Below are 6939 nucleotides of genomic sequence, written 5' to 3'. Positions count from 1 at the left end.
CAACGACCTCGTGCAATCCACGATACGGCGCTTGTCGAACAGCTTGTGCAGTCCGTATCAGAATCTATTGCTTACCATGGTTCGCTGATCGGGGCAGGTACGTCGCGAGGGGTGGACTTATTTTGTACGCGGCTTTGCCGTCTGTAATGTATTGATCTAACATCTGTCACAACTCTTTTCGTGAAGGCTGCTGCAGGGACGTGACCAAGGGACTTGCGCGTTGCGCTGGTTAGTGGCATGGGCCAGGGAATGAGTCGCAAGGCTCAGGGCTTGAAAAGAGTTGGCGCGTAACCGGCTGATGTGTTGTGCGCCCTCTGTCCTCAGACATTGGGTTTCATGGCGCGGGTATGGACAGGTGCCTCGAAAATCGGCGTCCTTCCGTCGATTTTCCCCTCCTATTTAACAAAGAGTTGAACGGTTCGATGATCGTTCGCCATCGTTTCTTATCTTCTCACTTCAGTCAGCCGGCCCTCTGCACATGGCAGGGCCAGTGAACCGTGTCGGGGAAGAGGTCTAGTGGCAGGACGGCTTTACAAAGGGTCATCCGGCAATAAAGTTTCGCAAAAGTCTTGACGCAAAAACAACTCTTGTATAACTTTGGCTTCGTTAGCTGACTCATCACACCCAAGGATGGGTGAAGGGATACACGGATGAGTTGGAGTCGCAGTCAAGGATGACTGCCGGCCTGTCGGCATCAGGACGATGGTGGTCAGGCTCAAGTATTACCGTTAGCCGCTTTTCGTCAGGAAGACGTCATGGAAGGACAGGAGTCCGGGCTTGAACGGGTAAGTAGAAGGCGGGCCTCCAGGCCCGCCTTTAGTGTTTCAGTGTTCCTGATATCAGGATTTGTATCTAGGGGCCTGAGTCGATCGGCCATTCCATCGATCCCGTCATGCAAACTACGTTATATCGCTTGTCAGCGCTGTCGCTTACATTAGCGTTTTTCGTCACGCAGGTAGGGGTTAATCACGACCATGGAATGGTTGTCCGCACATAGTCAATCCATCAGCGCCATCACGAGCATACTGACGCTTTTCGTCTGGTTTTTTTACGCCCAGATTCTTTATCGAAACTTTGCCCGCACCCGGCGTCCGCGGATCATCATCAATCGTGGCCACGGTAACGATCTCTCCGCGCTCTGTCTGATCAGTAACATGAGTTCCGAGCCAATCTTCCTGGAACACATCATCGTGACCTTGCACACCAGCAAGGGGTCGTTGACCAACGACATGATCGATTTCGAGGCTGATCATCGGCAGAACGGGTCCGACTCCGAGGATTCTGATTCTTCCCCAGCAAAGAGCGAGGAGGGTGAAGAAGGGATGCGTTCCAGTCAGGGCCCTATGCTGCCCGGCAGTTTCAGTCATGTTGGAACGTTCGAAACGATTCTGAGACGTCTGTGCAGCGTCCATGACGTAGCACTCGATCATGATCGGCCCACGGACGATACGGTCTTCCACTTTCTCGATATCCGCGTGGTGGCCATCTACGGCAGTGAAGATCATCCGATCGGTGCCGAGCGTCGTTTCCGTCTCCATATGAGCGACGACGAGGCTTGCACGCTGGTGCCGGTATCGCTGGATACCAAGCGCTACGCCAACCGATTGCAACGCTGGCGCGTACGCCAGTGGATCCGGCATCTCGACGGTTGAGCATCATCCCGGCCGCCGAGCCTACCCGTATTAATCTAGGCACTTCCCATATACGAGCCGACACCGCGCTAGCCGGCAGTGTGCGAGTCTCCGATGACAAGCCTCGAATGTACGAGCCGGTTTACAGGCAGGGAGCTGTGAGCGGGGCACGCAGAGTTGGATCCGATGAAGGGAGTTGGATCCGGTGAAGGGAGCTGGAGCCGTCAAAGAAAGCCGCGATGCCGCGGACTTTTGGTGCTGGGGAAACTGCTCGGGGGAGATAAGAAAGCTGCCTTGGTGCGGATGGGGAGACTCGAACTCCCACACCTTACGGCACTAGAACCTAAATCTAGCGTGTCTACCAATTCCACCACATCCGCATGTCGACAGGCGCGCTTATTCTACTGACGCCTTCCTCGATGTCAATCGTCGTTCGACGTGCGCGAACAATCCGTCATTCTGGCTTCAGTTTCCATCGATGCGGTCGACATCATGACTGAATGGTTCGAGAGAAATGGTCATGCGGCGAGGCGCAAAAATCCTTCCACCGGTGGCGCGCGGGCTACTGGCCTGGATCAATGCCCAACTGAAGAGGGCGTTGCCGGGCTACTGCGCCTTTTGCTGGGCGCCCGTTGCCGATGGCGTGCCCTGGTGTGCCGACTGTCATGCCGAGATGCCGTGGAATCGCAGTGCCTGCGGGCTGTGCGCGGAACCATTGCCAAGCGCTTTGCCGGGATCGATGGTATCGCTTCGATGCGGGCGATGTCTGCGGCATCCGCCGGCGCAGACGGCTGCCTGGGTGCCGCTGCGCTACGAGGGGCGGATGATACGTCTGATTCAGCGCTACAAGTTTTCGGCAGACGCGCGCGCCGGCGAAGTGCTGATTCGACTGATGCTGTCATCGTTCGGCTCATCGATCGAACCCGCCGGGGCGTTGATCGGTGTGCCGGGTCAGCGCGAGCGAACCCGGCAACAGGGATTCGATCATACCGCGTGGCTGACGCAACGTCTGGCTGCGCATCTCGAGCTTCCGGTGATCGAGGCCGAGCGCTCACGCGAGACGCCTTCCCAACGGGGCCTGGATCGAATCTCCCGGCGGCGCAACGTGAAGCGGGCCTTCCTCGTGGCGGGTCGATTGCCGGCCTCTGTGACGGTCGTCGACGATGTCATGACGACCGGCGCCACGCTGGAATCGCTGGCCATTGCCTGCCGCGAGGCGGGAGCCGAGAACGTGACCGTCATGGCGTTCGCGCGTACGCCGTCGACCCGAATCTGATAGCATGCGCGCAAGCATTTCGCCGTCAGCCGAGGTCCGTATGAGCGCCGTTTCCCTGCATCCGTTCGAGACCTTGACGCCGCAGCGGGTGGTCGAGGCCGTCGAGTCTCTGGGCCTGTGGTTGCCCGGGGAGCCTTTCGCGCTCAACAGCTACGAAAACCGCGTCTACTCGCTGACCGACGACGACCGCCGACGCTGGGTGGTGAAGTTCTACCGCCCCGAGCGTTGGAGCGACGCCCAGATCCTCGAGGAGCATGAATTTCTCCTCGCCCTCGCGGCGGAGTCGATCTCCGTCGGCGCGCCCTGGCAAGACGCCAGCGGCAACACGCTGCATCACTTCGAAGGTTTCCGTTTCACGCTGTTCGCCAATGTTGTCGGGCAGGCGCCGGAACTCGAAAATCCCGCACATCTGTTTGCGCTGGGTGAACTGATCGGTCGCGTGCATGAGGTCGGCGCACGCAAACCCTTCCATCATCGGCTGCGATTCGATCCAATCCCGATGATCGAGGAGAGTCGCACGCGCGTGCTCGAGGCGCGCTGGCTCGATACCCGACAGCGCAAGATCTACGGCCGGACGCTCGACGCCCTGTTGCCGCTGCTGGCCGATCACGCCTGGCCGGAAAGCGCGTTGCAGCGGGTCCACGGCGACTGCCATCTCGGCAACATGCTGGGGCGGGACGAACAGTTCTCGCTGGTCGATTTCGACGACTGCGTCATGGCCCCGGCGATACAGGATCTGTGGATGCTGCTGACGGCGCAGTCCCCCGAGGAGTGGCAGATGCAGCTTTCCGAAGTCATCGAAGGTTACGAGATGACTCGCGAGTTCGATCGCCGCCAGCTCGAATGGATCGAGGCGCTACGCACTCTGCGGCTGATCCGGCACAGCGCCTGGGTAACGGCGCGTTGGCAGGATCCGGCCTTTCCGCGCGCCTTCCCCTACGTTGCCGACAGCGGCTACTGGGATCAGCACATCCGTCATCTCGAGCAGCAGCGGATCGCGCTCGATTCGCCGCGCTGGCTGGCCTGAGGCTGTGGCCTGACGCATGGGTGTCGCACCGGGAGATCCAGGCAGGACAGTATCGAGATAGTGGTGTCGGGGGAGTTTCGCTAGAATCAGCGGATGACCGATAGGGGAGCCGGATGCGATCGCCGTGGCGAACGCATTCGGTCGATGACACCGATAGATTGATACCGAAAGACAAGGCAGCAACATGACAGAGCAATTGGCAGGCCATTATCACGGCATTCTCGAGAAGCTGGGAGAAGATCCCGAGCGCGAGGGCCTGCGCGATACCCCGATGCGCGCCGCCAAGGCGATGCAGTTTCTGACCCAGGGCTACCATCAGTCCCTGGAAGAGCTGATCAATGGTGCGGTGTTCGCTTCCGATACCGACGAGATGGTGCTGGTCAAAGATATCGAGATGTACTCGATGTGCGAACATCACGTGCTGCCTTTCATCGGCAAGTGTCATATTGCCTATCTACCGCAGGGTAAGGTGCTGGGGCTGTCCAAGTTTGCGCGAATCGTCGACATGTATGCCCGGCGTCTGCAGATTCAGGAAAATCTCACCCGTGAGATCGCCGAAGCCGTGATGCAGGTGACCGAGGCCCGCGGCGTGGGTGTCGTGATCGAGGCACAGCACATGTGCATGATGATGCGCGGCGTCGAGAAGCAGAACTCCAGCATGACGACCTCGGTGATGTTGGGGAGCTTCCGCAAGAATCAGACCACGCGTCAGGAGTTCCTGATGCTGGTCAATGGCCGCTGACAGGCGTTTCGGCCGGCCTCGTCGCAGGTCGGCCATCTCGACGCGTAAACCCATCCCGCCAGGAAAGACGCATGGACGGTCGGCTGTACCAATTCGACGATGATACCCAGATCGGCGAGATCGAGGGCGACGACGGCCAACGCTATCCGTTCGATTTCTCGCAGTGGCGTGGCAGAGGATTGCCGAGCGCCGGCATCGCGGTTCGCTTCGCGCTGCGCGACGGTCACGCCATTCAGGTTTTCAATCGACCGGAAACGCAGCGCCGTGCCAGCAGCACTCGTGACGTCCACGGCAAGACGCGGCGAAAGCAGCTTTCGCATTGGGCCCTGGCCGCCTTCGTGGTGTCGATCGCCGGATTGAGTGCGGGTCGCTACGCGCCGATAGCCGAAGTCCTGGCCCTCGTGCTGGCGTGGGCGGGGCTGCATCAGGTGCATCGCAACCCACAGCGCTTCAACGGCTACGCATTGAGCGGCACGGCAATCGCGATTGCCGTGGGGGTGACGCTATGGTCTCAGTGGTGAGCCGGCCGTGCCGAGAGTGTTTGCTGCTGTCGGCGCGGTTCCACCACCCTCGGCAAGGACATCACGATGGCGGGCGCGATCGACGACTGGCGAAGGCGACGTTAACCCGCCATCCTGTGCTGTAGAATCGTCAGCCTGGAATCGTTGCCGCAGATCGGCGTCATTCTCGATTTCCCGGCATGGGGCATTGGCCGGATCGGCGAGAGGCAACAGCCCGCCGCCGGCAAGCACATCAAGGAAGGAGTGATTCATGCAATCCGTCAAAGCGCAGTCCGACAAAGCACAGTCCGTCAAAGAGAGCGCCTTGTTCAGGCCATTCGCCTATATCGATGGTAACTGGGTCGCCGCCGACAGTGGCGAGCAGATCGAGGTCGACAACCCCGCCAATGGCGAAATCCTCGGACGCATGCCGCGGCTGGGGCGCGCCGAGACCGAACGTGCCATCGAGGCCGCCGAGGCCGCACTGCCGGGATGGCGCAACCATACCGCGCTGGAGCGGGCGGACATCCTGATGAAGTGGTACGAGCTGATGCTCGAGAACAAGGATGAACTGGCCGCGATCATGACCGCCGAGCAGGGCAAGCCGGTGAAAGAGGCCGCGGGCGAGATCGTTTACGCCGCGAGCTTCATGCGCTGGTTTGCCGAGGAAGCGCGGCGTATTTACGGCGACACCATCCCCGCCGCGAGTACCCAGCAGCGTATCGTGGTCACCAAGCAGCCGGTTGGCGTCGTCGGCGCGATCACGCCGTGGAACTTCCCGTCTTCGATGATCACGCGCAAGGCCGCCGCCGCGCTGGCAGCGGGTTGTACCATCGTGATCAAACCGGCCAGTCAGACACCGTTTTCGGCCACGGCGCTGGCCGCGCTGGCGGAACAGGCTGGCGTTCCGCGTGGCGTATTCAACGTGGTGCCGGGCAAGGCCAGCGAGATCGCCAAGGCGATGACTGACTCTTCGGTGGTGCGCAAGGTAACCTTTACCGGCTCGACCGAAGTCGGCAGTTCGCTGATGGCCAACGCTGCCCAGCATATCCAGAAAATTTCGCTCGAGCTCGGCGGCAACGCCCCGTTCCTGGTGTTCGAGGACGCCGATCTCGACGCAGCGGTCGAAGGCGCGATCGCCTCGAAATTCCGCAATGCCGGGCAGACCTGCGTCTGCACCAATCGCTTCCTGGTGCAGTCCAGCGTGGTCAATGCCTTCAGCGAAAAGCTGGCGGCGGCGATGAACAGCGAACTCAAGGTCGGCGACGGCTTCGAAGAGGGCGTCAATATCGGCCCGCTGATCGATGATGACGCCGTGGCCAAGGTGGCCGACCACATCAAGGATGCGACCGACAAGGGCGCGCAGCTGCTGCTGGGCGGTCACGAGCACTCGTTGGGTGGGCGGTTTTTCTCGCCGACGCTGGTCAGCCACGTGACACCGGACATGAAGGTCGCCACCGAGGAGACTTTCGGGCCGCTCGCAGCGGTGTTCCCCTTCGAAACGGAAGAGGAAGCGGTGCGCATGGCCAACGATACCCAGTTCGGACTGGCGTCCTACTTCTACTCGAAGGATCTGGGTCGCGTCTGGCGGGTCGCCGAAGCGCTGGAATACGGCATGGTGGGTATCAACACCGGCTTGATCTCCAATGCCAGCGCCCCCTTCGGCGGCGTCAAGGCTTCAGGCCTGGGTCGCGAGGGCTCCAAGTATGGCCTCGACGAGTACATGGAGACCAAGTACCTCTGCATCGATCTGGGGGAAAAGT

6 protein-coding genes and 1 tRNA gene are annotated in these 6939 nt (G+C 60.5%); 6 read left to right on the top strand and 1 reads right to left on the bottom strand.

What is annotated here, in order from left to right:
- Nucleotides 1-1154 precede the first annotated feature (1154 nt).
- Complete coding sequence (locus BTW08_RS17395) at nucleotides 1155-1652, top strand: hypothetical protein (RefSeq protein ID WP_139313706.1); 498 nt, start codon at nucleotides 1155-1157, stop codon at nucleotides 1650-1652.
- Between the two features lie 274 nt (nucleotides 1653-1926).
- Here BTW08_RS17395 and BTW08_RS17390 read toward each other — a convergent pair.
- Nucleotides 1927-2011 (bottom strand) — tRNA-Leu (locus tag BTW08_RS17390).
- 140 nt (nucleotides 2012-2151) lie between these two features.
- Here BTW08_RS17390 and BTW08_RS17385 point away from each other — a divergent pair.
- From BTW08_RS17385 to BTW08_RS17365, 5 genes are all read left to right on the top strand, one after another.
- Complete coding sequence (locus tag BTW08_RS17385) at nucleotides 2152-2907, top strand: ComF family protein (protein ID WP_246837786.1); 756 nt, start codon at nucleotides 2152-2154, stop codon at nucleotides 2905-2907.
- A gap of 40 nt (nucleotides 2908-2947) precedes the next feature.
- Nucleotides 2948-3934: a serine/threonine protein kinase gene (locus BTW08_RS17380; protein WP_075563768.1), complete on the top strand. Its 987-nt coding sequence runs from the start codon at nucleotides 2948-2950 to the stop codon at nucleotides 3932-3934.
- 184 nt (nucleotides 3935-4118) lie between these two features.
- Nucleotides 4119-4676 carry a GTP cyclohydrolase I FolE gene (folE, locus tag BTW08_RS17375; protein WP_075563767.1) on the top strand — a complete coding sequence of 186 codons (558 nt, stop codon included), beginning with the start codon at nucleotides 4119-4121 and terminating at the stop codon, nucleotides 4674-4676.
- Nucleotides 4677-4747: 71 nt separating this feature from the next.
- Nucleotides 4748-5197 (top strand): DUF4190 domain-containing protein, encoded by a 450-nt coding sequence (locus BTW08_RS17370; RefSeq protein WP_075563766.1) that lies wholly within the window; start codon nucleotides 4748-4750, stop codon nucleotides 5195-5197.
- A 250-nt stretch (nucleotides 5198-5447) separates the two neighbouring features.
- Nucleotides 5448-6939 (top strand): NAD-dependent succinate-semialdehyde dehydrogenase (locus BTW08_RS17365; protein WP_075563765.1); only part of this gene is annotated, 1492 nt, incomplete at its 3' end.

Source organism: Salinicola sp. MH3R3-1 (assembly GCF_001937155.1).
Taxonomy (GTDB): Bacteria; Pseudomonadota; Gammaproteobacteria; order Pseudomonadales; family Halomonadaceae; genus Salinicola; species Salinicola halophyticus.
The sequence above is the reverse complement of the archived record's forward strand: the minus strand, read 5'-3'. Positions and strand labels throughout refer to the sequence as shown.

Bases quoted from the DNA above. Each gene is read 5' to 3' on its own strand.
- BTW08_RS17380 (WP_075563768.1), top strand. From the start codon at position 2,948: ATGAGCGCCGTTTCCCTGCATCCGTTCGAGACCTTGACGCCGCAGCGG.
- BTW08_RS17385 (WP_246837786.1), top strand. From the start codon at position 2,152: ATGCGGCGAGGCGCAAAAATCCTTCCACCGGTGGCGCGCGGGCTACTG.
- BTW08_RS17395 (WP_139313706.1), top strand. From the start codon at position 1,155: ATGAGTTCCGAGCCAATCTTCCTGGAACACATCATCGTGACCTTGCAC.
- folE (WP_075563767.1), top strand. From the start codon at position 4,119: ATGACAGAGCAATTGGCAGGCCATTATCACGGCATTCTCGAGAAGCTG.
- BTW08_RS17370 (WP_075563766.1), top strand. From the start codon at position 4,748: ATGGACGGTCGGCTGTACCAATTCGACGATGATACCCAGATCGGCGAG.